Origin of the sequence: Aminobacter sp. LjRoot7 (genome assembly GCF_964252895.1) — a bacterium.
GTDB classification, from domain to species: domain Bacteria; phylum Pseudomonadota; class Alphaproteobacteria; order Rhizobiales; family Rhizobiaceae; genus Aminobacter; species Aminobacter aminovorans_B.
This window is the reverse complement of the sequence record NZ_CAXUPX020000001.1, coordinates 132,565-158,064: the sequence shown is the minus strand read 5'-3', so window position 1 is coordinate 158,064 and position 25,500 is coordinate 132,565. Positions and strand designations below refer to the sequence as shown.

The 25,500-nt window shown below is 64.1% G+C and carries 22 protein-coding genes; 9 read left to right on the top strand and 13 right to left on the bottom strand.

Going from position 1 to position 25,500, the window contains the following annotated elements; genetic code table 11:
- Window positions 1-99: 99 nt before the first annotated feature.
- The 6 genes from ACSQ3E_RS00770 to ACSQ3E_RS00745 form a co-directional block, all read right to left on the bottom strand.
- A complete protein-coding gene (locus tag ACSQ3E_RS00770) occupies window positions 100-903 on the bottom strand; it encodes a creatininase family protein (RefSeq protein ID WP_436121228.1) in 804 nt (267 codons plus the stop codon).
- Window positions 904-973: 70 nt separating this feature from the next.
- Window positions 974-3,418 (bottom strand): GcvT family protein, encoded by a 2,445-nt coding sequence (locus tag ACSQ3E_RS00765; protein WP_436121227.1) that lies wholly within the window; start codon window positions 3,416-3,418, stop codon window positions 974-976.
- A complete protein-coding gene (locus tag ACSQ3E_RS00760; RefSeq protein WP_436121226.1) occupies window positions 3,415-4,596 on the bottom strand; it encodes a pyridoxal phosphate-dependent aminotransferase in 1,182 nt (393 codons plus the stop codon). Before ACSQ3E_RS00760 ends, ACSQ3E_RS00765 begins: the two co-directional genes overlap by 4 nt.
- A gap of 1 nt (window position 4,597) precedes the next feature.
- Window positions 4,598-5,284: an HAD-IA family hydrolase gene (locus tag ACSQ3E_RS00755; RefSeq protein WP_436121225.1), complete on the bottom strand. Its 687-nt coding sequence runs from the start codon at window positions 5,282-5,284 to the stop codon at window positions 4,598-4,600.
- Window positions 5,284-7,737 carry a GcvT family protein gene (locus tag ACSQ3E_RS00750; protein WP_436121224.1) on the bottom strand — a complete coding sequence of 818 codons (2,454 nt, stop codon included), beginning with the start codon at window positions 7,735-7,737 and terminating at the stop codon, window positions 5,284-5,286. The genes ACSQ3E_RS00755 and ACSQ3E_RS00750 overlap by 1 nt, the downstream gene beginning before the upstream one ends.
- A gap of 21 nt (window positions 7,738-7,758) precedes the next feature.
- Window positions 7,759-8,301 (bottom strand): helix-turn-helix domain-containing protein, encoded by a 543-nt coding sequence (locus ACSQ3E_RS00745; protein ID WP_436121951.1) that lies wholly within the window; start codon window positions 8,299-8,301, stop codon window positions 7,759-7,761.
- Between the two features lie 235 nt (window positions 8,302-8,536).
- On the opposite strand from ACSQ3E_RS00745, the gene ACSQ3E_RS00740 reads away from it, so the two are divergent.
- Window positions 8,537-9,247, top strand: a complete 711-nt coding sequence (locus ACSQ3E_RS00740) for a nitroreductase (protein ID WP_310317599.1) — start codon at window positions 8,537-8,539, stop codon at window positions 9,245-9,247.
- Window positions 9,248-9,301: 54 nt separating this feature from the next.
- Here the strand turns inward: ACSQ3E_RS00740 and ACSQ3E_RS00735 are convergent, their stop codons facing one another.
- The 3 genes from ACSQ3E_RS00735 to ACSQ3E_RS00725 all read right to left on the bottom strand — a co-directional run bounded on the left by ACSQ3E_RS00735 (window position 9,302) and on the right by ACSQ3E_RS00725 (window position 11,683).
- Entirely contained in the window at window positions 9,302-10,021 is a 720-nt protein-coding gene (locus ACSQ3E_RS00735; protein ID WP_436121223.1) for a glyoxalase superfamily protein, read from the bottom strand.
- A 191-nt stretch (window positions 10,022-10,212) separates the two neighbouring features.
- Window positions 10,213-10,698 carry an SRPBCC family protein gene (locus tag ACSQ3E_RS00730; protein ID WP_436121222.1) on the bottom strand — a complete coding sequence of 162 codons (486 nt, stop codon included), beginning with the start codon at window positions 10,696-10,698 and terminating at the stop codon, window positions 10,213-10,215.
- 82 nt (window positions 10,699-10,780) lie between these two features.
- Complete coding sequence (locus ACSQ3E_RS00725; RefSeq protein ID WP_436121221.1) at window positions 10,781-11,683, bottom strand: LysR family transcriptional regulator; 903 nt, start codon at window positions 11,681-11,683, stop codon at window positions 10,781-10,783.
- Between the two features lie 82 nt (window positions 11,684-11,765).
- Here ACSQ3E_RS00725 and ACSQ3E_RS00720 point away from each other — a divergent pair, with 82 nt between their 5' ends.
- Both ACSQ3E_RS00720 and ACSQ3E_RS00715 read left to right on the top strand, forming a co-directional pair.
- Entirely contained in the window at window positions 11,766-12,239 is a 474-nt protein-coding gene (locus ACSQ3E_RS00720) for a DMT family transporter (RefSeq protein WP_436121220.1), read from the top strand.
- Between the two features lie 22 nt (window positions 12,240-12,261).
- Window positions 12,262-12,675, top strand: coding sequence for a VOC family protein (locus tag ACSQ3E_RS00715; protein ID WP_436121219.1), 414 nt, complete (start codon window positions 12,262-12,264; stop codon window positions 12,673-12,675).
- Here the strand turns inward: ACSQ3E_RS00715 and soxG are convergent.
- From soxG to ACSQ3E_RS00695, 4 genes are read right to left on the bottom strand one after another with little or no spacing between them, the layout of a single operon-like run.
- Window positions 12,668-13,255 carry a sarcosine oxidase subunit gamma family protein gene (soxG, locus tag ACSQ3E_RS00710; protein WP_436121218.1) on the bottom strand — a complete coding sequence of 196 codons (588 nt, stop codon included), beginning with the start codon at window positions 13,253-13,255 and terminating at the stop codon, window positions 12,668-12,670. The two genes, ACSQ3E_RS00715 and soxG, sit on opposite strands and share 8 nt — an antisense overlap.
- Window positions 13,248-16,244 (bottom strand): sarcosine oxidase subunit alpha, encoded by a 2,997-nt coding sequence (locus ACSQ3E_RS00705; protein ID WP_436121217.1) that lies wholly within the window; start codon window positions 16,242-16,244, stop codon window positions 13,248-13,250. Before ACSQ3E_RS00705 ends, soxG begins: the two co-directional genes overlap by 8 nt.
- A complete protein-coding gene (locus ACSQ3E_RS00700) occupies window positions 16,241-16,540 on the bottom strand; it encodes a sarcosine oxidase subunit delta (protein WP_436121216.1) in 300 nt (99 codons plus the stop codon). Before ACSQ3E_RS00700 ends, ACSQ3E_RS00705 begins: the two co-directional genes overlap by 4 nt.
- A 10-nt stretch (window positions 16,541-16,550) precedes the next feature.
- Window positions 16,551-17,810 carry a sarcosine oxidase subunit beta family protein gene (locus ACSQ3E_RS00695; protein WP_436121215.1) on the bottom strand — a complete coding sequence of 420 codons (1,260 nt, stop codon included), beginning with the start codon at window positions 17,808-17,810 and terminating at the stop codon, window positions 16,551-16,553.
- A gap of 196 nt (window positions 17,811-18,006) precedes the next feature.
- On the opposite strand from ACSQ3E_RS00695, the gene ACSQ3E_RS00690 reads away from it, so the two are divergent.
- From ACSQ3E_RS00690 to ACSQ3E_RS00665, 6 genes are all read left to right on the top strand, one after another.
- Window positions 18,007-20,496, top strand: a complete 2,490-nt coding sequence (locus ACSQ3E_RS00690) for a mechanosensitive ion channel domain-containing protein (RefSeq protein WP_436121214.1) — start codon at window positions 18,007-18,009, stop codon at window positions 20,494-20,496.
- Window positions 20,497-20,633: 137 nt separating this feature from the next.
- Window positions 20,634-20,900: a hypothetical protein gene (locus ACSQ3E_RS00685; RefSeq protein ID WP_214388855.1), complete on the top strand. Its 267-nt coding sequence runs from the start codon at window positions 20,634-20,636 to the stop codon at window positions 20,898-20,900.
- A 217-nt stretch (window positions 20,901-21,117) separates the two neighbouring features.
- Window positions 21,118-22,551 carry a UbiA family prenyltransferase gene (locus ACSQ3E_RS00680; protein ID WP_436121213.1) on the top strand — a complete coding sequence of 478 codons (1,434 nt, stop codon included), beginning with the start codon at window positions 21,118-21,120 and terminating at the stop codon, window positions 22,549-22,551.
- Between the two features lie 2 nt (window positions 22,552-22,553).
- On the top strand, window positions 22,554-23,906 hold the full coding sequence (locus ACSQ3E_RS00675) for an FAD-binding oxidoreductase (protein WP_436121950.1): 1,353 nt from the start codon (window positions 22,554-22,556) through the stop codon (window positions 23,904-23,906).
- Window positions 23,907-24,005: 99 nt separating this feature from the next.
- The gene (locus tag ACSQ3E_RS00670; RefSeq protein WP_436121212.1) at window positions 24,006-24,440 is read left to right on the top strand and encodes an EamA family transporter; all 435 of its coding nucleotides are present in this window, start codon (window positions 24,006-24,008) and stop codon (window positions 24,438-24,440) included.
- Window positions 24,437-25,444, top strand: a complete 1,008-nt coding sequence (locus ACSQ3E_RS00665; protein WP_436121211.1) for an NAD-dependent epimerase/dehydratase family protein — start codon at window positions 24,437-24,439, stop codon at window positions 25,442-25,444. Before ACSQ3E_RS00670 ends, ACSQ3E_RS00665 begins: the two co-directional genes overlap by 4 nt.
- Window positions 25,445-25,500: the final 56 nt, after the last annotated feature.

Sequence of the window (25,500 nt, the reverse complement as noted above, 5' to 3'; positions counted from 1 at the left end):
TAGGTTTTGGGACGTGCAGAACTTGGCGCGCCTGGCGCCCTCGTGGTTCGACAGGCTCACCATGAGGGCTACTGAAGTGGCGTAGCCGTGTGAAAGCCTTCAGGCGATCCAGTCGGCCAGCCTGGCCTTGCGGATGTCCTGCAGCAGGCGCACGAACCCCTTGGCCTGATGCGTGGCCGTCAACTGGCCTTTCTCGGCGGTGGCGGCGAGCGCATTGCCGACCACGCCATGCTGGTTGAGATCGCTCGCGATCCACGAGAAGCCATGTGGGCCATGTGAGCGAAGCAGGTCGAATTCGGCCTCGGTGCGCTCGAAGCTCGAGGCAAAGTCCTGGGCCTTGGCCATCTCGACCAGTTCAGGGCGGAAATGCAGCATCAGCGAGGTCTCGACATCGCCGCCATGGATGCCGAGCTGGATCTCGCGGGCGGGGTAGAGGCCGTCGGGCGTGCCGAAGCGGCCCCAACTCGAGCGCACCGACAGGGCGTCGAAGCGCACCCGCAGTTCGCGCGAGACGATGCCCATCACCTCTTCGTTGCCGCCATGCGAGGTGACGAACACGAACTTGCGGACGCCCGCACGGGCGATCGAGGCGCCGAGTTCGGTCCAGGCGTCGACCAGCATGTTGGCCGGCAGGCTGAGCGTGCCGGGCGCCTGGATGTGCTCGTCGGATTTGCCGACTGCCTGGATCGGCAGGAAGCGGGCGTCGAGATCGTCGGGCAGGTGGGTGAAAGTTTCGGCCAGCATGCCTTCCATGATCGAGAGGTCGGTCGAGACGGGCAAATGCGGGCCGTGCTGCTCGATGGCCGCGACAGGGATGACCGCGATCGTCGCTTCTGGATCGAGACCGGTGAAATCGGCCGCCTTGAAGTCGCCCCACGAGGTGCGTCGCTGCTTTTTCGTCACTGCCCGGCCTCGCCGCATGAAATTCGCCTCCGACTGAATATGTCAGCGCGGGCGATTTTGTAAGGGGCGGCTACATGCGCACGCGTTCGGCCTTGGGATCGTACATCGGCTTCAGCGAGGCTTCGGCGGCAAAACGTTCGCCGGCGATCTCGATCTCGTAGCGGGAACCGAGCACGTCTGCCTCAGTCTCGTTGGCGCAAGGCACATAACCGAGCCCGATGGCGCCACCGAGATGGTGGCCATAATTGCCCGACGTGATCGTGCCGACGATCCTGCCGTCGCGGACGATGGCCTCGTTGTGGAACAGAAGCGGCTCAGGGTTGGTGAGCCGGAACTGGACCAGACGGCGGGCGAGGCGCGTGTCACGCTTGCGCAGCACCGCATCGCGGCCGATGAAGTCGCCCTTGCCGGTCTTGACCGCAAAGCCGAGCCCGGCTTCCAGCACATGGTCCTCGTCGGTGATGTCGTGGCCGAAATGGCGAAATGCCTTTTCGATGCGGCAGGAATCGAGGGTGTGCAGGCCGCAGAGTTTCAGCCCGAGATCGGCTCCGGCCTCCTCGATCGCCTCGAAAACATGCGCCGCCTGGTCGGTCGACACATAGAGCTCCCAGCCGAGTTCGCCGACATAGGTGACGCGATGGGCGCGGGCGAGGCCCATGCCGATCTCGATTTCCTGCCAGCTGCCAAACGGATTTTTGTCATTCGAGAAATCGTTGGGGCTGACCTTCTGGATCAGCTCGCGCGACTGCGGTCCCATCAGGCAGAGCACGCTTTCGGACGCCGTCACATCGATGATGACGACGAACTCGTCGCCAAGATGTTTCCGGAACCAGGCGAGGTCGCGCTGCAGAGTTGCCCCCGGGACAACGGCCAGGAAGGCCGTTGGCGAAAGGCGCGTGACCGTCAGGTCGCTTTCGATGCCGCCGCGCGCGTTGAGCATCTGGGTGTAGACGATCTTTCCAGGCTCGACGTCGATGTCGTTGGCGCAGAGGCGTTGGAGATAGGCCAGCGCGTCGCGACCTTCGATACGGATCTTGCCGAAGGACGTCATGTCGAACAGGCCGACGCCGTTGCGAATGGCGAGGTGCTCGTCGCGCTGGTTGTCGAACCAGTTCTGGCGCTTCCAGGAGTATCTGTACTCGCGCTCCTGGCCTTCTTTCGCAAACCAGTTGACGCGCTCCCAGCCGGCGACTTCGCCGAACACCGCACCACGCGCCTTCAGGTGCTCGTGCAGGGGCGAGCGCCTGATGTTTCGTGATGTCGCCATCTGGCGGTAGGGGAAGTGGTCGGCATAGAGCAGGCCGAGCGTCTCCGAGACGCGCTCCTTGAGATAACGCCGGTTCTTCTGGAATGGCTGGGCGCGGCGGATGTCGACCTCCCAGAGGTCGAAGGGCGCCTCGCCGTCATGGATCCATTGCGCCAGCGCCATGCCGGCACCACCTGAGGAGACGATGCCGATAGAGTTGTAGCCGGCGGCGACCCAGTAGCCGCCCAACTCCGGCGCTTCGCCGAGATAATAGCGGTCGTCGGGTGTGAAGCTTTCGGGACCGTTGAAAAAGGTGTGGATGCCAGCGGTTTCCAGCATCGGCATGCGGTTGACGCCCATTTCGAGGATTGGCGCGAAATGGTCCATGTCCTCGGGTAGCTGGTCGAAGCAGAAATCCTCGCGGATGCCGTCCATGCCCCAGGGTTTGGCGACGGGCTCGAAGGCGCCGAGCATCATCTTGCCGGCGTCTTCCTTGTAGTAGGCGCATTCATCGGGCACGCGCAGCACCGGCAGGCGGCCAAGGCCAGGGATGGCTTCGGTGACGAGGTAGAAGTGCTCGCAGGCATGCAGCGGGATGGTAACGCCGTTCTGGGCGCCAAGCTCGCGCGCCCACATGCCGGCGCAGTTGACGACGATGTCGGTCTCGATGGTTCCCTGTTCGCCGCCTTGTGCCCATGCCACGCCGGAGACGCGGCCGTCCTGCGTGTGGACCTTGGTGACCTTGACGTTCTCTACGATCTTCGCGCCGCGCTGCCTGGCGCCCTTGGCCAACGCCATGGCGATGTTGGCCGGATCGCACTGTCCGTCGAGTGGCAGATGCACGGCACCGACCACGTCGGCGACATTGAGATGCGGGTACATCTGCTTGACTTCGTTGGGCGAAATCTCACGCACGTCGACATTGAAGGCGCGCGCGAGCGACGCTTGGCGGTAGATCTCGTGCTTGCGCTCCTCGGTCAGCGCCACCGTGATCGAGCCGACCTGGCGCATGCCGGTGGCGACGCCCGTCTCTTCTTCCAGCTTGACGTAGAGGTCGGCCGAATATTTCGCCTGCCGTGTCATGTTCTGCGAGGCGCGCAACTGCCCGATCAACCCCGCCGCGTGCCATGTCGTGCCTGATGTGAGCTGCTTGCGCTCCAGAAGCACGATGTCGGTCCAGCCGAGCTTCGCCAGGTGATAGGCGACGGAGCAGCCGGACACACCGCCGCCAATGATGACGGCGCGGGCACGGGCGGGGATTTCGGTCATGCGGCAGACCTCTCGTAGCTGTTGGCGAAACGCCTCAGGCGGCCGGCCGCCTCCCTTAGAACGTCGTCGGGCTGGCACAGGCTGATGCGGATGTGACCGGCGGCGGCGTCGCCGAAGCTCTTGCCCGGCATGACGGCGACCTTTTCCGCCTCCAGCAGGTCCCAGGCGAATTTCTCGCAGTCGGGCTCGATGGCGCTGACGTCGAGCATGACATACATGCCGCCTTCCGAGCCGCGCACGGTGACGTTGTTCAGCCCGCGCATCTGATCGATGAACAAGGTGCGACGCCCGGCATAGGTGCTTGCTATCTGCTCGACGCCAAAATCGTTCTCCAGCGCCTCGATCGCCGCGCGGCTGACGAAGTCGGTCAGGCCGTAGGTGGTGACGAGGTTGAGGTTGACGACCAGTGAAACGAGATCGGCGGGGGCGGTGAGCCAACCGATGCGCCAGCCTGTCATGCCGTGGCTCTTGGACATCGAGTTGATGATGAGCGTGCGCTCGGCCATGCCGGGCAGCGCGCGCGGCGACACATGCTCGCCGCCGCCGAGCGTCCAATAGACTTCGTCCGACAGCAGCCAGAGGTCGCGCCGAATGCAAAGCTCGGCGATGTCCTCCAGGCATTTCCTGGAATAGACGGCACCGGTCGGGTTGTTCGGCGTGTTGATGAGGATCGAGCGCGTGTTGGGCTTCAGCGCCTTCTCGATCTCTTGGGCACGCGGCTGGAAGCCATCTGATGCGTGGGCCTCGACGACGGTGTAGCTGGCGCCGGCGGCGCGGAAGGTGCCGGGGTAGGTGGCGTAATAGGGCGCCACGACCACGGCGTGGTCGCCCGGATCATGCGTTGCCTGGACCGCGGCGTAGAGTGCTGCCTGGCCCCCCGGCGTGGCGATGATTTCGGAAAGTACGGTGTCGATGCCGGTGCATCGCGTCGAGATCCTGGCCATGGCGGCACGCAGGCGCGGTAGGCCGGGCAGTTGCGTGTAGTGGTGGAAGCCAGCGCGCACAGCGTTGACGCAGGCCTCGACCGTCTCCGACGGCGTATCGAAATCGTGGTCGCCGACCGACAGCATGATGATGTCTTCGCCGGCCTGCTTGCGTGTCATGGCGGCGAAATGCACTTCCCAGCCGTCCTTGCCGGACGGGACGATGCCGGAGATGCGGGCGGATGGTTTCGGCATCTCAGGCTCCTGCATCCTGCAAGGCCGCCAGACGGGCGAGCGTCAGCCTGCTCGTGCCGTCGAGCCGGGGCGTCAGTGCGCCGTAGCCAGGAATCGAAGGATGCGGGGTGCCGCCGGCATGATTGTGGGTGGCGGTGATGACCAGCACCTGCGCGCCAGCGGCTTCCGCCGCGCGAATGCCTGCCGGCGCATCCTCGAACACCAGGCAGTCCTCGGCCTTGTGGCCGAGCCGCTGAGCGCCGAGCAGGAAGCAGTCGGGGGCAGGCTTGCCGTTGGCGACGTCCTCGCCGGTGACCATGATTGGTGGCACGGGCAAGCCGGCGGCCTCGAGCCTGCGGAGCGCCAGCCGGCGCGGCGCCGAGGTCACGATCGCCCAGCGCTCGACCGGCAGGGCGTTGAGGAAGTGTGCTGCGCCGAGGATGGGTTCGATGCCCTCGATGTCGTCGAATTCGGCCTGGGTCAGCTCCTCGACCTCCGTCATCACGTCGACCCCGGGCAGGTTCAACCGGCGGATGGTCTCATATGCCCGCACGCCGTGGATTGTCGGCAGGAAGCTTTCCACGTCGAGGCCATGCTTGATCGCCCAGGCCGTCCAGACGCGTTCAGTCGATGCGATCGAGCTCAGGATGGTGCCGTCCATGTCGAACATGAAGGCGCCAAAGCCTCGATCGGAAAAGGGAAGTGTCATTAGGAGCGTAGCCTTTCGTTTTCGGGATCCCACAAGGGTCTATCCTGCTGGACCGTCGCGCTGAAGCGCTCCCCGAAAATCTCGACTTCGATGGTGACGCCCGGCACGGCCAGATCGGTTCGCAGCATGCCCAGCGCGATCGATTTGTCTACCCTGTGGCCCCATCCTCCTGACGTGGTCTCACCGACAATTGTGCCATTGTGCCAGAGCGTCGACATGTAGGGCGCATCGCATTCGCCCGGCGCGTCGATGACAAGCGTGACGAAACGCTTCGAAACACCTTGCTGCTTTTCGTTGAGCAGCGCCGTCTTGCCACGGAAGTCTGCCTTGTCCCATTTGACGAAGCGTTCGAGCCCGCCCTGCAGGATGGTGTAGTCGGTCGAAAGGTCGCCCTTCCATGCGCGGTAGCCCTTTTCCAGCCGCAGCGCGTCGAGCGCGAACATGCCGAAGGGTTTCAGGCCATGTGCCTTGCCGGCGGCCCAGACCGCGTCAAAGATGGCGCTCGTGTCCTCGACCTTGCTGTGGATCTCCCAGCCGAGTTCGCCGGCGAAGGAGACGCGCACCAGCTTGGCCCAGCGCCCGGCGATGGTGGTTTCCTGATGCGTCAGCCACGGTGCCGAGAGATCTGCCTCGCAGACCTCGACAAGGATTTTCCTGGAGTTAGGCCCGGCGAGGATTTGCGTCGAATATTCCTCGGTGCGGTCGATGAGCTTGAAGGTGGCGTCGGCAGGCATATGCGACTTCAGCCATTCGAAGTCGTGCCACTGGGCGACGGCGGCGGTTATCAGTGTCATCAGGTCGTCGGAATGCCTGATAACCGACATCTCGGTGACGATGCGGCCGTGATCGTCGGCGAAATAGCACAGCCCGATGCGGCCGACCTTGGGCACCGTACCGGTGACTTGCGTCTCAAGCCATGCGGCGGCCCCAGGGCCGTCGAGGTTGAAGCGGGAGAAGCCGGGCAGGTCAAGGATGCCGGCGGCATCGCGGACGGCGAGGCATTCCTCGCGGATTCTCTTTTCCCATGGGCCGCTGCGGGTAAAAGTCTGGGTCGATTCTTCAGAGATGTCGTCGCCCGGCTTTGCGTACCAGGTGGCGCGTTCCCAGCCATTATAGGCGTTGAACTGCGCGCCGAGGGCGGCGATCCGGTCGTGGATGGGCGAGATCTTGCGGTTACGTGCCGCCGGCCAGGCGTGGCGTGGGAAATGGATGGCGTATTCGTGGCCGTAGACCTCCATGCCCTTGGCGACAGCGTAGTCGGGCGCTGAGGCAAACGAAGTGAAACGACGCGGGTCGCAGGACCACATGTCCCATTCGGTCTCGCCCTTGGTAACCCACTCGGCCAGCACCTTGCCCGCGCCACCGGCCTGGGCAATGCCGAAGGTGAAGACGCAGGCTTCGAAGGCATTTGGCACGCCGGGCATCGGGCCGATCAGCGGATTGCCGTCGGGGGCGTAGGGGATGGGGCCGTTGATGATCTTGGATAGGCCGGCAGTGCCGAGGATCGGCACGCGGCGGACGGCGTCGTCGAGATACCATTCCAGCCGCTCGAGATCGTCGGGGTAGAGCTGGAAGGAAAAATCCGCGGGCATCTGGTCGTCGGGCGTTGCCCAATGGGCGCGGCAGTTGCGCTCATAGGGGCCGAGATTCATGCCGTTCTTCTCCTGGCGGAGATAGTAGGAGGTGTCGACGTCGCGCAGCAGCGGCAGCTTTTGGCCTGCTTCCCGCGACCATGCAGCCAGCTCGGGGATTTCGTCGAACAGGATGTACTGGTGGCTCATCACCATCATCGGCACGTCACGGCCGAACATTCTCCCAACCTCGGCGGCACGATAGCCGGCCGCGTTCACCACCTTCTCGCAGCGGATGTCGCCCTTTTCGGTTGAAACGACCCATTCGTCCTTGTCGCGGCGGACCGAAATGACAGGGCAGAAGCGGATGATCTTCGCACCCATGTCGCGCGCGCCCTTGGCCAGCGCCTGGGTCAGCTGCGCCGGGTCGATGTCGCCGTCACTGGGATCGTAGAGCGCGCCCTTGAGATCATGCGTCTCGACGAAAGGGTAGCGGCGCCTGATTTCGTCGAGGCCTATGACGTCGATGTCCATGCCCTGGTAGCGGCCCATGCCCTTGGCGCGCTGGAACTCCTGCATGCGTTCCTTGCTGTGGGCGAGGCGGATCGAGCCGGTGACGTGGTAGTTCATCGGGTAGTCGACTTCGGCCGCCAGCCCGCGATAAAGCTCGGTCGAATAGCGCTGCATGTTCATCAGCGACCAGGACGAGGAGAAGGTGGGCACGTTGCCAGCGGCATGCCAGGTCGAGCCGGAGGTCAGCTCGTTCTTCTCAAGCAGCACGCAATCCGTCCAGCCGGCCTTGGCGAGGTGATAGAGCGAGGAGACGCCGACCGCGCCTCCGCCGATGATCACCACGCGGGCCGTGCTCGGCAACTCAGCCATCTTTTCCTCCCAAAAATGCAATCAGTAAACCGGTGGCGATACGACCCAGATGACCACTGCCGGAACCGAACCGGGGTTGCGCCACCGGAATGGCTTGTGGTCGAAGCGGAAGCTGTCGCCTTCGCCCAGGCTGTGCCAGGTGCCGTCGATCTCGATGTCGAAGCCGCCTGAGACGACGTAGCCAGCCTCTTCGGTGGGGCGCGTCACGGGCTTCGCCATGCCGGCGCCGGGCGCGAAAATCGAGCGCAGCATTTCGAAGCTGCCGCCGAGGTCCGGCGACAAGAGCTCTTCGACCAGGCCGGATTCGTTGCTGCCTAGCGTCCGACGCCGGCCGGAGCGGACAACGACGCCACGCTCGATGTCATTGGTGGCTTCATGGCCGAAGAACAGGCTGATCGGCACGCCAAACAGTTCGGCAAAGGCGCGGAGGTCGCCGATCGAGGGCGTCGACAATCCGCGTTCGACCTGGCTGACCCAGCCGACCGAGCGGCCAAGCTTCAGCGCGATCTCCGTCAACGTCAGCCCGCGCGACTTGCGCAGCGCGCGCAGGTCGTTGGCGAGCACATCGGCTGCGACGTTGCCGTCCTTGCGCAGCGAGGCGGTAGCGTTGGGACTCAAAATGCGGCCTCGTGAAATTTCAAAGCAGAATTTCATGAGATGGCATTGCGGTGAAAAATTCAAGCCCATTTTCATAGTCCAGCAAGTTTCTCTTGCGAGACTCCGGGAGAGAGTGCAAAGGCTCGGTTTCGGACGGGCGGTGAGGGGCGATCCGACAATAGCCATGCCATAGGGACAGCTGATGCTGGCACCGGACCAAAAACCGCAGCACTACGACGAAACCGATATCGTTGATGAGGCCATCGTGTCGCGCCGCTCGGTGCGCGCTTTCCTGCCGACGCCGGTCGAGGACAGCGTCATCAGGGACATCCTCGACGTTGCCGCACGTGCGCCTTCCGGCACCAACATGCAGCCGTGGAAAGTCTATGTGACTTCGGGCGAGACGCTGCGCGGCATCAGCGACGCCATCCTGAATTCCGGCGTGCGTGCCGAAAAGGCCGTCTGGGACGAATACAAATACTATCCTGACCAGTTCTTCGAGCCCTATCTCGGCCGCCGCCGCGCCAACGGCTTCGGGCTCTACAGCACGCTCGGCATCGGCCGCCGCGACGTCGACCGCATGCGCGCCCAGCACGACCGCAACTTCGTCTTCTTCGATGCGCCGGTGGGCATGATCTTCACCATCGACCGCAGGCTCAACCAGGGCTCGTGGATCGACTACGGCATGTTCCTGCAGAACATCATGATCGCAGCGCGGGCGCGGGGACTGCACACCTGCCCGCAGGCAGCGTTCGCGCCCTATCACCGCCAGATCCGGCCGGTGCTCGGCATTCCCGAGGAGGAGGTGGTGGTCTGCGGCATGGCGCTCGGCCACGAAGACACGTCGAAGCCGGAAAGCACCTTCCGCACCGACCGCGCGCCGCTCGACGAATGGGTGCAGTTCCGGAAATAGCTCAGGTCGGGAAATGCCGGCGCCGCTGATCATGACGGCGCCGGCACTAGGAGATCAGGCGGCGGTGCCGTTTCCAGCCGTGAAGCTGAGGTTCGCCGGACGCTTCAGATAGCTGGTGGTCGAGGTTGACCGCACATTATCTCGGATCTTCTCGATCCTGAAGTCACGTCCCCAGAGACGGCCGTGGCCGATGAGCAGAAAGCCATAGTGGATGCTCTCGGCCTCCTCCGGCACATCGAGAACAACTTGCAACTCCGTCCAGTCGTTCGTTCCCTTCAGGGCGCCGTCCTTCCGGCGGGGGATCATGTTGTCGAAGCGAAGGACCTGGCCTCTGGATCCATCGACCCGCATCCAGATCGAACCGGCATTGGCATCGTCGGTCCTGACGAGGGCGGAGATCTTGACGCTCTGACCGCGATAGTCCTCGGCGAGTATGCTCTGCATCAGCGTGCCGAAATGCTTGTCCTCCAGCACGACGCCTTTGCCGCGAGCATACCTGCTCTCGATCAGTGCGGTGCCGGGCTGCTCCGGATCGAGGTCGAGCCGGTAGTTGTTGCGCTCGGTGTTGTCCATGACGAGCCAGTCTTGCGGCAGCGTCAGCTCGCCATCACCGGTGGCGGCAGCGATGCGCGCCGCAAGCGTGTTCCAGTCGGCAAGGCCGGACTGCCGGGCAACGACTTCGAGACAATCGGCGTGGGACAGTTCGACATGGCGCTCGGCCATAGCCTTGCGCAGCGCCTTGGCCATCAGTTTGGCGTCGAGAAAGGAATGCATGGTTCGATCCTTGGCTCGGGCGAATTTTTGGAAAGTGCCAGTGCTCGCATTCTGGCGGATCGCCCGTGCAAAAGGTCAAACCGCGTCTGTCGTCGTGCATTCACCTTCCCGGAAGGGGCGAGCGGCAGGCTGCACGTGCCACCGGGAAATATGACGCGATTCCGGCCGGAACTGTCAATCTGTCGGAAGGATCAGACTTGGCCGGCCTTTCGCTCAGCGAGATAGCGGCGCAGGCCGGCTTCGCCGCGCGGCGTGGTCCAGCGATGGTTCCAGGCGAAGGCCGGGCGCAGCAGCGGCGACAGCAGGCGCAGGATCGGCCGCTCGACGATGACCTGCCAGGTGAGCGCGACGTGGGTGCCATGGCCGGAGGGCGCGAGCACGGCACGCCAGTGGCCGTCGAAATCGCCTGATGTCTTCACCGCCACGACCTTGCCGGGCTCGAGTTCCACCGCTTCGAGAATGAAGTTGAGCTCGTAGGGCAGAAAACCCCGGGCACGGGCGCGGACCTTGGCACCGACCGACGGCTTGTCATGGGAGGTCAGTTTTTCCACGTCCTTGTAGACGTCGTCCCACCACAATGGCAGCAGCGTCGCGTCGGCGAGCACGTCCCACACCTGTTGCGGGGACGCCTCGGGGAATTCCCAGACCTCATCGAAGCGGAACGCGTTGCTGGCCATGAGTGCCGATACCGATGTGCAGCTGCCATTCAAGCGACGGCGATTTTAATGCATCGGCTCTTCTCCGGCTATGGCGGGGCCGTCAGCTCTCAAACAGGCCTGCAATCGTCTCGCGCAGCCATTGATGCGCGGCGTCGCCGTCGCGGCGCCTGTGCCATATCTGCTGGAAGGCGAAGGACGGTATCGCAAATGGCGGCTCGAAGGCAGCGAGGCCACTTGCTGCCGGCACTGCCGGGTGCAGGCGGCGCGCGATGGTGAGCACCAGATCGGTTCCGGCGATCAGCCCGGCGGCGACGCCCCAATGCGGCAGCACAAGTGCGATTCGCCGTTTGTGCCCGGCGGCGGCCAATGCCACGTCGATCTCGCTTTCGACGTCGGCGCGCAGCGCAACGAGCGCATGGGGCCGTTGGAGATAGGCGGGAAGATCCATTCCAGCCGCTTTGCCCAGCAAAGTGGCGTCGGCCAGGCAGGCATAGTCCTCTTCGAACAGCCGCTGCCGCCGGACGGCTTTGTCGAGCGCATGAAAAACGCCGATCGCGATGTCGACCTCGCCGTCCATGACCTGTACCGCCATGGCTTCGCGGCCGGCCTGGCTGACCTGGAGATCGATGCCTGGCGCGCGCTGACGCAAAAGCGGCAGCAGGTGTGGCAAAACCACGGTGGCGCCATAGTCGGACATTGCGAGGCGGAAGCTGCGGCGTGCCGTGGCCGGATCGAAGCCGCTCGGGGCGAGCAGATCGTGCATGCGTTCCAGCGCCTCGGCGAGCCGCGGCGCAATCTCCAGCGCACGCATGGTCGGCTGAAGCGCGCCGCCATGCCGGACCAGCAGCGGATCGTCGAGCAGATGGCGGAGACGGCCAAGCGCGTGGCTGACTGCCGGCTGGCTCTTGTTCAGGCGGATGGCGGCGCGCGAGACATGGCGCTCGGCCAGAAGCGCGTCGAGCACGACGAGGAGGTTGAGATCGATGCCAGTAAGATTATTCATGCTGTGCATATTGCGGCTACAAATTACGAATTTCCATCAGAATTTCGGATGCCCTAGGCCTTGGAAAACAAGGAGACATGTCATGCCGAACCTAGGTTCATCCCTGCTCGCCGCAGCGCTGGTGGCCGGCGCCGCCATCCCGTTTCAGGCCGGCGCCAACGCCATGCTCGGGCGGCTGCTCGGCCATCCGCTCTGGGCGACTATGGTCTCGCTGGCCGTGAGCGTGGCCCTGGCCGTGCCTGTCATGCTGGCGTTCAAGGTCCCAGTGCCCAGCTTTGCAACCGCCGCAGCCACCGGGCCCTGGTGGATCTGGATCGGCGGCGCCGCGGGCGTGGTCTATGTCACGGCGGCGCTGCTGCTGGCGCCGAAGATGGGGGCGGCGAGCTTCGTCGTCGCCGTCATAGGCGGGCAGATGGTGGCGTCGCTCGTCATCGACCATTTTGGGCTGATGGGGTTCTTGCAGCGCCCTGCCAGTCTCGCCAGGGTTGCGGGCCTGGTGCTGATCGTCATTGGGCTCGTCGTCACCCAGTGGGCAAATGCGGCGAAGGCAGGCTAGGCTCGACCCAGGGAGAGAGATCATGAAAAAGAACGTCGTCCTGCGCGTGGCGCGGCCCACGAACGATCTCGAGGCCACCGTCCGCTTTTATCGCGACGGGCTCGGACTCGACGAACTCGCCCGCTTCGAGAACCATGACGGTTTCGATGGCGTGATGCTCGGCAAGGCTGGCGAAGCGCATCATTTCGAGTTCACCCGCGCCCATGGCCATGACGCCGGCAGGGCGCCGACGCAGGACAATCTCGTCGTGTTCTATTTGCCTGACCCGGACGATTGGCAGGCGGCCGTGGCACGCATGAAGGCGCATGGCTATCAGCCGGTGCCGTCCTTCAATCCCTACTGGGACAGGCGAGGCGTGACCTTTGAGGATGAGGACGGCTATCGCATCGTGCTGCAGAATGCAGCCTGGGGCGCGCCGTCTGCCGGCGTCATCTGACCTCGTAGCCGACTTCGTCCGATGCATGGCACAGCATCTTCCAGAACGAGCGGGCGAAGGAGCGGAAGACGTAGAGGTCGAAGCTGTCGGGGCCGCTGCGCTGGATCTGGGTGAAGATGTCGTGGTGTGTGGTCGAGATGCCCGAACCTTGGGGAAAGGCGGCCAGGGCAAAGTCGACGGCAAAGAGCTTGGCCAGCACCCATTCCGATTTCGGGCCGCCAATTCTGATCGCCGTGCGTCCATGCGACAGGTCGGTGATCGTGCCGATCGCTGCGGTGACCTTGCCGGCAAAGGCTGTGGCAAGTCCTTCCGAAGCGTCTGATACCAGGAACTTTCCCGGAGCGAAGCCGAAGGCGGAACAGTGCTCGGACGACGCGCCGGCGCCCGCGCCATCGGCCAGCTTGAGGCCGGTGACGGAACCGATCGTTGCCATCAGCTTCTTTTCCTCGCCCGGCCAGGCGGCAAGCTGGACAATCGAGCCGGGTGCGATCTCGGACAAGGTTACGCCGACGCCGTCGACGAAATTGCCGTGCGAGCCGGGCCGGAATACCGGTTCGAGCGGTGAAAGCTGCTCAACCATGCATGCGCTTCCCTTCGGGATCGAAGAAGTGGTGGCTGACGATTTCCACCGGGCCGAAGCGGTTGCGCAACGGGTCGGAGATGTGAGCGCGCTTGCCATGGCGCGCCTTGCCGCCCGAGACCAGCGCAAGTGCTATGTACTTGCCGAGCGCCGGCGAGAAGCAGGCGGCGGTGATGTGGCCGAGCGATCCGTGCGGGTTGGCGGCGTCGACCTCCTCGACGATGTGCGCGCCACCGCTGAGCGGTCGGTTGTCGAGCGAAATCAGGCCGACGAGTTCGAGCCTGCCCGAGGCGGAAAGCCCTTCGCGGTCCATCATGGCCGAGCCGATGAAGGGCTTTTTCTTGGACAGCATCCAGCCGAGATGGAGGTCGCGTGCCGAGGTGCGGCCGTCGATCTCGGCACCGGTGACGTGGCCTTTTTCGATGCGCATCGTGCCGAGCGCCTCGAGCCCGTAGGAAACCATGCCGAAAGGCTTGCCGGCCTCGATCAGCGCTTCCCAGACATGGGTGCCGTGACCGGCACCGGAATAGACCTCGAAGGCCATCTCGCCGGAGAAGGAGAGCCGGCAGATCATCACCGGCGCGCCCGAAATCTCGCCATGGACGATGCCCATGAAGGGCAGGGCCTCGTTGTCGACCCTGGTGCCGGTGACGCAGGAAGCGAGGATTTCCCGCGCCTTCGGGCCGCCGATCGCAGCCCCCGCCCACTGGTCGGTGACGGAGGTCAGGTGAACCTTGAGATCCGGCCAGACGACATCGAGGAAATATTCGAGATGCTGCATGACCTTGCCGGCATTGGCCGTGGTCGTGGTCATCAGGAAGTCGTGCTCGCCGAGCCGCCAGGTGGTGCCGTCGTCGAAGACAAGACCGTCCTCGCGCAGCATCAGGCCGTAGCGCGCCTTGCCGACGGGCAAGGTCGAAAAGACGTTGGAATAGACGCGGTCGAGGAACTCGGCGGCATCCGGTCCCTGGACGGCGATCTTGCCGAGCGTCGAGACGTCGACGATGCCCGCCGTTTCGCGGGTCGCTCCCGCTTCCCTGACATATGCCTGCTCGATCGTCTCGCCGGGACCGCCATAGATCATCGGGCGGAACCACAGGCCGGCCGAATACATCGTCGCGCCGTTTTCCAGATGCCAGTCATGCATCGGGGTCAGCCGGTCAGGCTTGAGGTCGCCGAAACGCTCGGCGGCAAGCGCGCCGACGGAGACAGGTGCGTATGGCGGGCGGAAGCGCGTCGTGCCGACCTCGGGGATCGGCTTGCCCAGGGCTTCGGCCATGATGGCGAGGCCGGGCACGTTGGAGCCCTTGCCCTGGTCGGTGGCCATGCCGAGGGTGGTGTAGCGCTTGAGATGCTCGACCGAGACGAAACCTTCGAGGTGGGCGAGGCGGACATCGTCAGCCGTCACGTCGTGCTGGAAGTCGACGAAGGCCTTGCCCTTGGCCTTGATCTCGAAGACCGGCGCCGGGTTGGGGTCGAGCGGTGCGGGTTCGACGTCGGGCAGGGTGGTGGTTTCGAGCGCTGGCTGGCCTGCCGCCTTGCGGCCGGCGGCAAAGCCTTCGGAGATGACTTCGGCGGTCGAGAAGGAGCCATTGAAGGCGCCGGCGCCGATCCAGCCGTTGCCGGTCTCGGGCGGCAGGAAGGCCTGCAGGTCGTCGCTCCAGACCGGCCGCGCCCCCGCCTGGCTGGCGAGGTGGATGGTCGGCGACCAGCCGCCCGAAACGATCAGGCAGTCGGCGCCGATGTCGCGTGCGTTGCCTTTGGAAACATCCGATGCGGTGGAGAATGGGGCCAGCTTGACGCCGGAGAGCTTCTTGCCGCCTTCGGTGCCGATCACCGCATGGCCGGTCAACAGTTCGGCGCCGGCCTCTGATGCAAGCTTGCGGCAGGCCGCGGAGACGTCCGGACGCAGGTCGGCGATGGCAACGATCCTGGCTCCAGCCTTGGCTAGAGCCGCGGCTGCGTGATAGGCGCTGTCGTTGTTGGCCAGAACGGCGATCTTTTCGCCTGGCAGCACGCCGTACTGATTGGCATAGCGCATCGCGGCGCTGGCCATCATCACGCCCGGCCGGTCGTTGCCGGGGAACACCAGAGGCCGTTCGAAGGCACCGGTGGCGAGCACGACGTTCTTTGCCCGGATGGTCCAGTGGCGATGGCGCGGCGCGCCCTTGGCGGGCGTGTCCTTGTGGTCGCTGACGCGCTCGACGGCGGCCAGCGTGTTGCCGTCATAGTAGCCCCAGACGGTGGTGCGCTTGAGCAGGCGGACATTGTCATGGGTCTTGAGTTCGCCGACGACGTCGGAGGCCCAGGTTGCGGCGGGCTCGCCATCGATGGTCTCGCCCGACCAGTTGGCCGAGCCACCGAAGGATGGATCGAGCTCGGCCAGAATGACCTGAGCGCCCGACTGGGCAGCCTCGTGCGCGGCGGCAAGGCCTGCGGGTCCGGAGCCGACGACAAGCACATCGCAGAAGGCGTTCATGCGCTCGTAGCGCGACGGATCGGGTGCATGGCCGGCGCGGCCAAGGCCGGCGGCGCGACGGATGATCTTTTCGCAGAGCATCCAGAAGCGGGTGCCCTTGAGCGGGCCGATCACCGGACCCATGAAGGTCTTGTAGTAGAAGCCGGCGGAGATGAACTTGCCGCCGAGCTGGTTGATGGCGCTGACGTCGTAGGCGAGCGAAGGAAAGCGGTTCTGGCTGACGGCGGTGAGGCCATCATGGATCTCGACCATCGTCGCGGGAATGTTCGGCTCGCGGACCTCGCCGCGCAGCACCGTCACCAAAGCGTTCGGCTCATCGACGCCAGCGGTCAGAACCCCGCGCGGACGGTGGTACTTGAACGAGCGGCCAAACAGCGAAACGCCATTGGCAAGCAGCGCCGACGCCAGCGTATCGCCCTGGTGGCCGGTATAGGGGGTGCCGTCGAAGGTGAAGCGGATGGTCCGCAGCCGGTCGATGCGGCCACCCGACGGTGTGCGGCGCGGGCTCATGCCTTGGCTCCGGATGTGCGGCGGCCGTGGGTCGGCGCGCCATGTTCGCGGGCAAAACGCACGCTCTTGATTTCATGGGTGAGCGTGTCGCGGACGACGGCGAGATGGGCGCGGCAGCCGCCGGCGTGCTGCCAGATCTCGTTGTGGATGCCGGCCGGGTTCAGGCGGTCATAGACATAGGCGCTCCAAGCCTCGGCATCGGTCGAAGCGGGATCGGGACGGGTGCGGTTGCCGTCGCCCTGATAGGCGAATTCGGAGACGTCGCGCGGGCCGCAATAGGGGCAGTTGATCAGCATGTTCGAACCCCTAGTGCATTCGTGGCGTCGGACCCTGGCCCTTGTCGTCGATGACGGTGCCACGGCTGAAACGGTCGAGCGTGAAGGGCGCGTTGAACTCGTGCGGCGCGTCCTTGGCGATGGTGTGGGCAAAGCAGAAGCCGGAAGCCGGCGTTGCCTTGAAGCCGCCGTAACACCAGCCGCAATTGAGATACATGCCGGGCAAGGGTCCGGTGGTGATGATCGGCGAGCCATCCATCGACATGTCGCAGACCCCACCCCATGAGCGCAGCACGCGAACGGGTGCCAGCGAAGGGAACAGCGCCAGCATCTCGCTCATCACTTCCTCGACGATGGGCAGGCTGCCGCGCTGGGCGTAGGAATTGTAGCCGTCAAGGTCACCGCCATAGACGAGGCCGCCCTTGTCGGACTGGCCGACATAGAAGTGGCCCATGCCGAAGGTCAGCACGGTGTCGAGGAACGGCTTGAGCGATTCCGAGACGAAGGCCTGGAGGACGTGACTCTCGATCGGCATGCGGTCGATGCCGGCGAGCTGCATCACCCGCCCGGTGCTGCCAGCCACGGCAACGGCGACCTTCCTGGCACGAATCTCGCCGCGACTTGTCGAGACGCCGATGACCCGGTCGCCGTCACGCAGGAAGCCTGTGACTTCGCAGTTCTCGATGATGTCGACGCCGCGGCGGTCGGCACCCCGGGCATAACCCCAGGCAACGGCATCGTGGCGGGCGGTGCCCGCGCGTTCCTGCATCAGCCCGCCATAGATCGGGAAACGTGCGGACTGCGACATGTCGAGCCCGGGGACGCGGCGGCCGATCTCGGCCGGCGTCATCAGCTCGGCATCGACGCCGAGATGGCGCATGGCGTTGCCCTTGCGGGCGAGGTCGTCGAGCTGGCCCGGCGTGTGCGCCAGGTTGAGCACGCCGCGCTGCGAGAACATGACGTTGTAGTTGAGGTCGTGGGAGAGGTTCTCCCACATTTTCATCGAGTGCTCGTAGAAGCGCGTGTTCTGCGGCAACAGGTAGTTGGAGCGGACCGCGGTGGTGTTGCGGCCGACATTGCCGGAGCCGAGATAGCCCTTTTCCAGCACGGCAACGTTGGTGATGCCGAACTCCTTGGCGAGGTAGTAGGCGGTCGACAATCCATGGCCGCCGCCGCCGATGATGACGACATCATACGAGGCCTTGGGGCTCGGCTTGCGCCATGCCGGCTTCCAGTCGCGGTTACCGCTGAGCGCGTTCTTGAGAAGCGAAAAGGCCGAATATTCCGCCATACTTCAGGTCATCCTTCAGGCTGCGCGGGGACACTACAGGCAGCACTGCTGCGATCAAGCCAATATTCCGCCATTGTTTTTCGTCAGGCCGACTTTCCCATGGGCCAGCGCGCATCGGCTTGCCCGCCGAGATGCGCGTCTTTATCAATGGCCACGCCTTTTCATTGGCAATCTGACTACGAGTCGCTGACAAATCATGTTTTTTTCCGCAGTCCGGCGCATAGCTGCCACCCTGTTCATCTTCACAGCCGTGCTTGTGGCAAACGCCGCAGCGCAGGATGCCGATCTCGGCAAGGCGCCGGCCGGCGTGGTGTCCGACCAACAGGAAGTCATTGCCAGCATCACGGCCAGGACGGATGCGCTGCAGAAGAAGATGGAGCAGAGCGCCGAAGACGATGCCGGTCTCGTCGACATCCGCCTGCAGCTCGAGCAGCTGTCGCGCGACCTGTTGCAAAGCGGCGTCGCCTTCCGTCCGCGCCTGACCGAAATCAACGCTCGGCTGGAACAGCTCGGCAAGGCGCCGGCCGACGGCCAGCCGGCCGAGCCCGCTGTCGTGACCAGCGAGCGCGAGAAGCTGAATGCGGAGAAAACCGAGATCAATGCCGTGCTCGGCGTTGCCGAGAACCTGTCGATCCGCATCGACAAGCTGATCAGCCAGATCACCGAGATCCGCCGCAACCTGTTCCAGAACCTGCTGACCAAGCGCTACCAGATCAATTTCGCGCTGGGCTCCGAGGTGGCCGACGCCTTCAAGACGGAGATGAACGACCTTTACCGGACGGTCTCGTCCTGGGTGCGTTTCGTTGTCAGCTTCAAGCTCAAGTCGATGCTGGCGGCAACGTTCTTCGCCCTGGGCGCTGCGGCGGTCATCATCATCGGCGGCCGGCGCATGTTCGGACGGATGTTCGAGCCTGACGGCCGGGTCGAGGAGCCATCCTATCTCAGCAGGCTGTCGGTCGCGTTCTGGTCGACCTTCATGCAGTCGGCGGCGCTGGTCGTCTTCCTTGGCGTCACCTACTATCTGTTCGCCTATTTCGAGGTGCTGCGCGGCGACATCGGCGCCATGCTGTGGTCGCTGTTCTACGTCATCGCCATCGTGTTCTTCGTTTCGCGCCTCGGCATGGCCGTGCTGTCGCCCAGGCTGCCCAAGTGGCGTCTTATCCCGGTCGAAAGCGGCGCTGCGCGCTGGCTCATGCTCCTGATCACCGCGACCGCCTTGTTTACCGGCCTCGATTACTTCCTGAGCTCGGTCTACCAGGTACTCGGCTCGCCGGTGGCGTTGACCGTCGGCGAGGCGCTGACTTCGACCGTGGTGATCGGCGTGCTGGTCATGCTGATCGGCCTGGTCAAGCCTTTCATCGATGAGGACGGACGGCCGAAGCCTTGGCCGCGTCTGTTCCGCTACATCGTGCTCACGCTTGGCGGGGTCACCATTGCCGCAGCACTGCTGGGCTATATCGGGCTTGCGCGTTTCGTGTCGCAGCAGATCGTCATTACCGGCACGATCCTCGCGACCATGTATATCGGCTTCCTGTCGTCGCAGGCGATCAACGAGGAAGACGCCTTCATCAAGACGACGGTCGGCCGGCGCATCAAGCGGATGTTCACGCTCGACGATGCGACGCTCGATCAGCTCGGTCTCGTCACCAGCATGGTCATCAACCTGCTGGTGCTGATCGTCGGCGTGCCGCTGATCCTGTTTACCTGGGGCTTTCAGCCCGGCGACATGATCACCTGGCTCTATCGTATCGGCTCGGGCTTCCAGATCGGCAGTTTCACGTTCTCTCCCGCCGGCCTGCTTTCCGGCGTCATGGTATTTGCCATCGGCTATTTCGTGACACGCTGGTTCCAGGGCTGGCTCGACGGCTCGGTCATGGCGCGTGGCAAGGTCGACGCTGGCGTGCGCAATTCCATACGCCTCGCCGTCGGCTATGCCGGCGTGGCGATTGCCGGACTGATCGCCGTGTCGGCCGCCGGCATCGATCTGTCCAACCTGGCACTCGTTGCCGGTGCGCTCTCCCTCGGCATTGGTTTCGGCTTGCAGAACGTCGTGTCGAACTTCGTTTCTGGCCTGATCCTGCTGGCCGAGCGTCCGTTCAAGGTCGGCGACTGGATCGTCGCGGGCGCCGTGTCGGGCACGGTCAAGAAGATCAGCGTGCGCGCCACCGAAATCGAGACCTTCCAGCGCCAGTCGGTGATCCTGCCCAATTCGGACCTGATCAACAGCGCCGTCGGTAACTGGACCCATCGCAACAAGCTCGGCCGCGTCGATATCAAGATCGGCGTTGCCTACGATTCAGACGCCAAGCGCGCCCACGAGATCATGCTCGACATTGTGCGCTCGCATCCGATGGTGCTGAAGAACCCGGAGCCCTTCGTGCTCTTCGCCAATTTCGGCCCGGCGGCGCTGGAATTCGAAATGCGGTTCTTCCTGGCTGACCTTCTGGGCAGCAACACCGTCCAGAACGATGTCCGCTTCGCCGTGCTGGAAGCGTTCGAGCGCGAAAACATCGCCATCCCGTCGACCGCCCGGGCGCACGACGTCAAGCCGGCGGAAAAGTGGCCTGCCGACGACGAACAGGTCGAGGCACAGGTGGCTGAACTCGAGGAAGCGCGCAGCAAGCGTGCCGCACAAGCGGCGGCCGGCCGCAAGCCAGGCAGGTCAAAGAAGCCGGATCCGGAGTGACGGCAGGGCTCGTCGGCCAATTATGGCATGAACAAGGCATTCAGTTGCCGTTCAGCTTCAAACTCATATAAGCTCTCATGCAAACGGCGAAAATGCCTTGCTGAGATGAACAGGGGCGGTGGAAACACCGAGTGCAAATGAAAAGGTTTCTTGTCGCCGCAGGCGCGCTGGTCCTGGCAATGTCGGGCGCTGCGCATGCTGCAAGCGCGGTAAACCTCGATGCCGAACCGCGGACCCTGATCGTCACGGAAGGTGGTTCCAAGACGGAGCTTTCCCTTGCCGCCGGCGAAACGGTCGAGTTCTGCTCGAGCGGCTGCTTCGTGACCTTGCCCAATGGCGACCGCGAAGCGCTGACCGGTGGTGAAACAGTAGAGATTTCGGGCGGCGTTGCCCGCATCAAGTAAAGCCGGCCAAACTGCTGGTGAATGATCGAAAAGGCCGGGCATCAGCTCGGCCTTTTCTGCTTTCTGCTAACGTCTGCTTAAGCATGACTGGCGAAATGACTGGTGCTCGTTTAGCATTCCGCCTCGACCTTAACCATCCGGAACCTGGACGCCCGTTATAGCGGCAGGGGGTCCGGAAGGTTCACGCCGTCCGGCAAGGGGCAGGGCAGGCAGTTTGATGGATGCGCGTTCAGACAACAAGGCAGTACCACTGGCGGTCGATCTCGACGGCACGCTGATCGCCAGCGATTTGTTGTGGGAGGGTCTTTTTGCTCTTCTCAAGAAGAACCCGCTCACCATCTTCATGGTGCCGTTCTGGCTGTTCCAGGGGCCCGCGCGTCTCAAACAGGCGATTGCCGAAGTGGTCGACATCGACCCGGCAACCCTGCCTTACCGTCCGGAAGTGCTGAAGCGCCTGCGCGAAGAGCAGGCCAACGGCCGCCAGATCGTTCTGGCCACCGGCACGCCGCGCAAGTTTGCCGAAGCCATTGCACGCCACCTCGGCCTGTTTGACGCGGTGCTTGCCAGCGACGGCGGTGAGAACCTGACCGCAGAACGCAAGCGCAAGGCGCTTGTGGAAGCCTATGGCGACGGCGGCTTCGACTATGCCGGCAACAGCCGCCACGACGTCAAAGTGTTCGATGCCGCGCGTGATGCGATCGTGGTTGCGCCCGACCGCGCCGCCGCACGCTGGCAGGCCAGCCACCAATCCGAACTCATCGAGACGCCGAAGCCCGATCTGCGCACCATCCGCAAGATGTTGCGCGTCCATCAGTGGCTGAAGAACGTGCTGATCGCTGTGCCGCTGGTGCTGGCGCACAAATATTTCAATCCCGAGATGCTGTTGCCCGCGGTACTGGCGATCATCTCGTTCAGCGCGGCTGCTTCGGCCATCTACATCGTCAACGACTTCTTCGACTTGGCGCTCGACCGGGTGCACCCGACCAAGCGCGAACGGCCCTTCGCCAGCGGCAGGCTGTCGATCCCGTTTGGACTGGCGTCGGTCGGCGTCCTACTTGTCATCAGCCTTGCCACTGCAGCCTTCACGACGATCGAGTTTGCAGGCGTGTTGCTGGTTTATCTTGTCGCCACGACCGCCTATTCGCTTTCGGTCAAGCGGATGCTGCTGCTCGACGTGCTGACCCTGGCCGGGCTCTACACCTTGCGCATCCTGGCTGGTGCCGCCGCGACCGGGGTGGACGTGTCGTTCTGGCTGCTCGCCTTCTCGATCTTCTTCTTCCTCTCGCTGGCGCTGGTGAAGCGTTATGTCGAGCTGCGTTCGTCCAGCCTCAGCGTCGGCGAGCGTATCGCCGGTCGTGGCTACCGCATCGAGGACCAGGAGATCGTCGCCCAGGCCGGCATGGCGTCGGCGTTTTCCTCGGCGCTGGTTCTGGCGCTCTACATCGACAGCAGCGCGGTGCGCGAGCTCTACGAACATCCTTGGCTGGTCTGGCCGCTGGCCCCGATCGTGCTCTATCTCACCATGCGCATCTGGATCTTGGCGCGGCGCGACGAACTGCATGACGACCCCGTCGTCTTCATCATCCGCGACTGGCGCAGTCAGATCGTCGTTTTCGCAGGCGCGGTGCTGCTTGTGGTGGCGGGCCTGTGAGCGTGGGACTGGCCCGCTACCAGAGCTTTGGCCGTGCCAATCCGGGCGCAAGCCAGGCGATCGATATCGCCGAGGCAACGCGGTTGTTGTCCGGCGGGACGGCACGCGCCGGATCGCTGCTCGCCTATGGCAATGGCCGCAGCTATGGCGACAGCTGCCAGAACAGCGCTGGCGCCGTCGTCGATATGCGGCCGCGCAAGCGCGTCGTTTCCTTCAACGCCGAGACCGGCTTGATCGAGGCCGAGGCCGGCACGCTGCTGGCCGACATCATCGCCCATGCCGCCCCGCATGGGTTTTTCCCGGCTGTCGTGCCGGGGACGCAGTTCGTCACGCTTGGTGGCGCCATCGCCAACGACGTGCATGGCAAGAACCACCACCGTCGCGGCAGTTTTGGCTGCCATGTCGAACGCCTGACATTGCTGCGCTCGGACGGGCGCACCTATGCCTGCTCGTCCGGCGAGAACGCCCGGCTGTTCTGGGCGACGATCGGCGGCATGGGGCTGACAGGCATCATCCTGTCCGCCGCGATCCGTCTGATGCGCGTACCCTCGCTTGATATCGCCGAGACAGTGAAGCCGTTCGGCAGCCTCAGCGAGTATTTCGATCTCGCAGAAGCCGCCGACCGCGACAACGAATATGCCGTTGCCTGGATCGACCAGATGGCCGGCGGCAAGCATGCCGGCCGCGGCTTGCTGCTTGCCGGCAACCACGCCGCCTATGGCGCGCGGACGGCCGAACACGGCACGGCAAGACTGTCGGTGCCGTTCCAGCCGCCATTGACCTTGCTCAACCGGCCCTTCCTGAAGCTGTTCAACGCCGCTTATGGCTGGCGGCGCGGCCGCCTCAGGGAAAGCCAGGCGAGCTACCAGAAATTCTTCTTTCCGCTCGACGGTGTTGCCGACTGGAACCGGCTTTACGGTCCGAGCGGGCTTTACCAGCACCAGAGCGTCGTGCCTGAAGCTGCGGCGCGCGAAACCATTCCGGCATTGCTAGCGGCGGCGCGGCGCGCCGGGCAGGGCTCGTTCCTGACCGTGCTCAAGCGTTTTGGCAGCCAGCGTTCGCCGGCTTTGCTGTCCTTCGCGCGCCCGGGTTACACGCTGACGCTCGATTTTCCGAACCATGGCCGGCGCACGCTGGAGCTGCTCGCCGAACTCGACCGGATCACCGTGGGCGCGGGTGGCGCGGTCAATCCCTACAAGGACGCGCGCATGTCGGCTGAGACATTCGCGGCTTCGTTCCCGGACTGGCAGCGGCTCGAGGCGATGCGCGATCCGGCATTCATGTCCGACTTCTGGACCAGGACCGCCGGCCGGTTGGGTGGGCGCAATGGCGAGGCGGCGCAGGCGGCCGAGTAGGCGCTTGTTAGAGAAGTGCGGAAAAAGTTCAAATTGCTGGGAAAGCTTCACAGAATATCAGGGGCTTTCCGATAGGTTGTGCGAAGGACGGACAAAGCAATGAAATATATCCTCTTCATCCTTTTCACAGTGATGACCAATGCCGCGGCCCAGCTGATGCTGAAGCAGGGCATGGTGTCTCTTGGGCCGCTTTCTTTCGAAGGCACCAATCCGCTGATCAAGATACTGCAGATCGTCTTCAGCCCATGGGTCTTCGCCGGCCTGCTGACTTTCGTCATCTCCATGGCGTCGCACCTCTATGTGCTGTCCAAGGTCGAGCTCAGCTTCGCCTATCCCTTCCTCAGCCTGGCCTATGTGGCGGTGGCGGTGTTTGCCTACTTCGTCTTCCACGAAGACCTGAATGCCTGGCGCATCGCCGGCATCGCCTTCATCTGCGTCGGCACAGTGCTGATCGCCCAGAGCGGCCGCGACCATGGCGAGGTTGTCGCCGCGGCCTCTACCGAACCCACCAAGACAAGCGAGCTTTTGCGATGAGACACATCATTTTCGGAGGCGACGGCTTCGTCGGTCGTCATCTTGCGCCCAAACTGATCACCGACGGCGAAGAGGTTGTCGTTGCCGACATCGTCAAGAGCGATCTGGCGCATTACCGCAACGCGCGCTTCGTCCATTGCGACGTGACCGATCCCGCCGCGATTGCCGCCGTCGGCATCAAGGCCGACGACATGGTCTACAACCTGTCGGCCAAGATGCTGTCGCCGCTGCAGGTTCGGGCCAAGCGCCACGACTTCTTCTTCCCGGTCAACTATTACGGCACCGAGAACATCATCAAGGCGATGGACCACGCGGCAGCGCCGAGGCTGGTCCACTACACCACCGACATGATCTACGGCCACACCGTGACCCATCCGATGACCGAAGAGCATCCGGTGGCGCCGCTGGGCGAATATGGTTGGTCGAAGCAGAAGACCGAGGAACTGGCGGCCGAGTGGCGGACGCGCGGCATGAACATCTCGCTGTTCCGCCCGCGCCTGATCATCGGGCCCGGCCGTCTCGGCATTCTGGAGAAGCTGTTCAAGCTGATCGACTGGAACCTGCCGGTGCCGATGATCGGTTCGGGCAAGAACCCATACCAGTTCATCTCGGTGTTCGACTGCGCCGAGGCCGCGCGGCTTGCCTGGAAGGCCGGTGTGCCGAACGAAGCCTACAATCTCGGTTCGCTCAATCCGCCGCCGGTGCGCAAGCTGCTCGGCGACCTGGTCAAGCATGCCGGTTCGAAGTCGATCCTGCTGCCGACGCCGGGCTGGGCGGTCAAGCGGACACTCGACCTGCTCGACCTGATGAACATGCCGATCATGGATCCCGAGCAGTATCTGATCGCCGACGAGGAGTGCGTGCTCGACGTCTCCAAGGGCGGGCGCCAGCTTGGCTGGGTGCCGCAATACCGCGACGAGGACATGCTCATCGCAGCCTACAAGGAATATCGCGCCAAGAAGGACGGCCTCGCTGCGTCCACGCAGCACGCCCCGGCTGAATAAAGGATATGAACATGACGCTTGTCACCAAGCCGGATACGGCTCATTCGCATGCCGTC

Bases quoted from the DNA above. Each gene is read 5' to 3' on its own strand.
- ACSQ3E_RS00765 (WP_436121227.1), bottom strand. From the start codon at position 3,418: ATGACCGAAATCCCCGCCCGTGCCCGCGCCGTCATCATTGGCGGCGGT.
- ACSQ3E_RS00760 (WP_436121226.1), bottom strand. From the start codon at position 4,596: ATGCCGAAACCATCCGCCCGCATCTCCGGCATCGTCCCGTCCGGCAAG.
- ACSQ3E_RS00755 (WP_436121225.1), bottom strand. From the start codon at position 5,284: ATGACACTTCCCTTTTCCGATCGAGGCTTTGGCGCCTTCATGTTCGAC.
- ACSQ3E_RS00750 (WP_436121224.1), bottom strand. From the start codon at position 7,737: ATGGCTGAGTTGCCGAGCACGGCCCGCGTGGTGATCATCGGCGGAGGC.
- ACSQ3E_RS00740 (WP_310317599.1), top strand. From the start codon at position 8,537: ATGCTGGCACCGGACCAAAAACCGCAGCACTACGACGAAACCGATATC.
- ACSQ3E_RS00735 (WP_436121223.1), bottom strand. From the start codon at position 10,021: ATGCATTCCTTTCTCGACGCCAAACTGATGGCCAAGGCGCTGCGCAAG.
- ACSQ3E_RS00730 (WP_436121222.1), bottom strand. From the start codon at position 10,698: ATGGCCAGCAACGCGTTCCGCTTCGATGAGGTCTGGGAATTCCCCGAG.
- ACSQ3E_RS00725 (WP_436121221.1), bottom strand. From the start codon at position 11,683: ATGAATAATCTTACTGGCATCGATCTCAACCTCCTCGTCGTGCTCGAC.
- ACSQ3E_RS00720 (WP_436121220.1), top strand. From the start codon at position 11,766: ATGCCGAACCTAGGTTCATCCCTGCTCGCCGCAGCGCTGGTGGCCGGC.
- ACSQ3E_RS00715 (WP_436121219.1), top strand. From the start codon at position 12,262: ATGAAAAAGAACGTCGTCCTGCGCGTGGCGCGGCCCACGAACGATCTC.
- soxG (WP_436121218.1), bottom strand. From the start codon at position 13,255: ATGGTTGAGCAGCTTTCACCGCTCGAACCGGTATTCCGGCCCGGCTCG.
- ACSQ3E_RS00705 (WP_436121217.1), bottom strand. From the start codon at position 16,244: ATGAGCCCGCGCCGCACACCGTCGGGTGGCCGCATCGACCGGCTGCGG.
- ACSQ3E_RS00700 (WP_436121216.1), bottom strand. From the start codon at position 16,540: ATGCTGATCAACTGCCCCTATTGCGGCCCGCGCGACGTCTCCGAATTC.
- ACSQ3E_RS00695 (WP_436121215.1), bottom strand. From the start codon at position 17,810: ATGGCGGAATATTCGGCCTTTTCGCTTCTCAAGAACGCGCTCAGCGGT.
- ACSQ3E_RS00690 (WP_436121214.1), top strand. From the start codon at position 18,007: ATGTTTTTTTCCGCAGTCCGGCGCATAGCTGCCACCCTGTTCATCTTC.
- ACSQ3E_RS00685 (WP_214388855.1), top strand. From the start codon at position 20,634: ATGAAAAGGTTTCTTGTCGCCGCAGGCGCGCTGGTCCTGGCAATGTCG.
- ACSQ3E_RS00680 (WP_436121213.1), top strand. From the start codon at position 21,118: ATGGATGCGCGTTCAGACAACAAGGCAGTACCACTGGCGGTCGATCTC.
- ACSQ3E_RS00670 (WP_436121212.1), top strand. From the start codon at position 24,006: ATGAAATATATCCTCTTCATCCTTTTCACAGTGATGACCAATGCCGCG.
- ACSQ3E_RS00665 (WP_436121211.1), top strand. From the start codon at position 24,437: ATGAGACACATCATTTTCGGAGGCGACGGCTTCGTCGGTCGTCATCTT.